The sequence below is a fragment of the Paenibacillus roseus genome (assembly GCF_016424485.1).
Lineage (GTDB): Bacteria > Bacillota > Bacilli > Paenibacillales > Paenibacillaceae > Paenibacillus_D > Paenibacillus_D roseus.
The window spans coordinates 1-1,507 of record NZ_JAELUP010000100.1; the positions used below are offsets into that span (position 1 = coordinate 1).

Sequence of the window (1,507 nt, forward strand, 5' to 3'; positions counted from 1 at the left end):
AACTAAATAATAACTAATTGTTTATTTAAATCGACATTTTTATTTTATAATGTATTTAGTATGGTACTCAAAATTATGATATTAAAAAGAAAAATAACTAAAAAAACAATTTTTTTCGATTTCTTCGTTTTAATCTTTTTGCTTTTGGTTGTCGACATCCATTATGAGCATTAGAGCTAAAATCTGTAACTTTAGAAATATCAATATTAGCTTTTATTAAATGAGATAAAGTTACGTGACGACAAATAGCACCTGTTGTTTTTGTACCACTTGATACCATTTTACCTGCTCCTTTAAAAATAATTTCAAGTTGTTTAATCCCACTAAATTTTAAGTAATTTAATAATTTTAAAATCGTAACAACTAAGGCACGTGTTGTAGATTTACGTCGACCTGTATAACCTAGTGTTCCTGCTGATTTAGAGAAAAAAACATTTCCATTCATATCAGTGATACACATAGTAGTATTATGTGCTGTATGTGTTACATGTAAAATTCCTTTAAAAAAAAAATTACGTTTGTAATAAGGAACAAATCTTCGACGTCGTATATAATTTTTAGGTGAATATCCTTTGCTTTTTTTTTTATATTTATTCATAAGTTAAAATTATTTACCTTGTCTTTGTTTGTGCTTTAAATTTGGACATTTAATGCGTATAATACCATGACGTTTGATAATACGACATCTTTTACATATTTTTCGAACAGAAGGGCTTACTTTCATATTAAAATTTATAATTAAAAAACGTCAGTTATTGAAACAATGCCCGATTCTATTTCTAAAAAAGAGCTAGCTCGTTGAAATTGATATATATAAGTAATCATTCCACGAGTTAAATCATTTATATTAGATTCAAAATCAACAATTGTTCCAGGAACTACTTTTGCACCAAAAATTTTATTTTTAATTCTAGAATTTTTTGATAAGCCTACTAAAACAGTAGAAGGCTGTTTATAATAGGAAAAAGTTTCTTTATTTTTTGTAGATAGCATTTTATGAAAAAAACCCACTTTTTTTTCATTTACGCGTCTAACTATATAGTAATCATTTGATAAGACAAAAGTAATTATGCCTTTAAAACAAATTTTATTTTTAAGTTTCATTTTTATTTTTGCATTATGAGCTTTTCTTCCTCTTGTAATAATTTCAATATGTTGATTATTACGAAATTCGTTTTTAACTAGAAATTTGGCCTCATGATTAAAATATAATCCCCATACAAAATCTTTGAAATCTTCGAAAATTGTAATCGGGTCTTTTGTATTTATTTCAGAAATAGATTTTGTTTTAGAGTTAGATAAATTGATCTTATTTAAAAATTCATCTAATTTTAAAAAATCTACTGATTTTTTTGCAAAAAAAGGAGATAGCTGTGAAAAGAAATCTATATTTTGTAAAATATCTAAATTAAAATAACTTTTTTCAAATTCTAAGCGAAAAAAGGTTATTTTTTCCTTTTCTGTCATAAAAATATATGACTTTTGAAAAAAATGATATTTTCTATAT

General features: G+C 24.4%; 3 protein-coding genes. All 3 read right to left on the minus strand.

Annotated features, from left to right (window positions below):
* Nucleotides 1-97: 97 nt before the first annotated feature.
* Nucleotides 98-598 carry a 30S ribosomal protein S11 gene (gene rpsK, locus JFN88_RS16955; protein WP_199020495.1) on the minus strand — a complete coding sequence of 167 codons (501 nt, stop codon included), beginning with the start codon at nucleotides 596-598 and terminating at the stop codon, nucleotides 98-100.
* Nucleotides 599-607: 9 nt separating this feature from the next.
* On the minus strand, nucleotides 608-724 hold the full coding sequence (gene rpmJ, locus JFN88_RS16960) for a 50S ribosomal protein L36 (RefSeq protein ID WP_199020496.1): 117 nt from the start codon (nucleotides 722-724) through the stop codon (nucleotides 608-610).
* Nucleotides 725-738: 14 nt separating this feature from the next.
* Nucleotides 739-1,507: hypothetical protein (locus JFN88_RS16965; protein WP_233167982.1), on the minus strand; the 769-nt coding region annotated here is incomplete at its 5' end.

Excerpts from the sequence above, each read along its gene's own strand:
- rpsK (WP_199020495.1), bottom strand. The coding sequence starts at position 598 with ATGAATAAATATAAAAAAAAAAGCAAAGGATATTCACCTAAAAATTAT.
- rpmJ (WP_199020496.1), bottom strand. The coding sequence starts at position 724 with ATGAAAGTAAGCCCTTCTGTTCGAAAAATATGTAAAAGATGTCGTATT.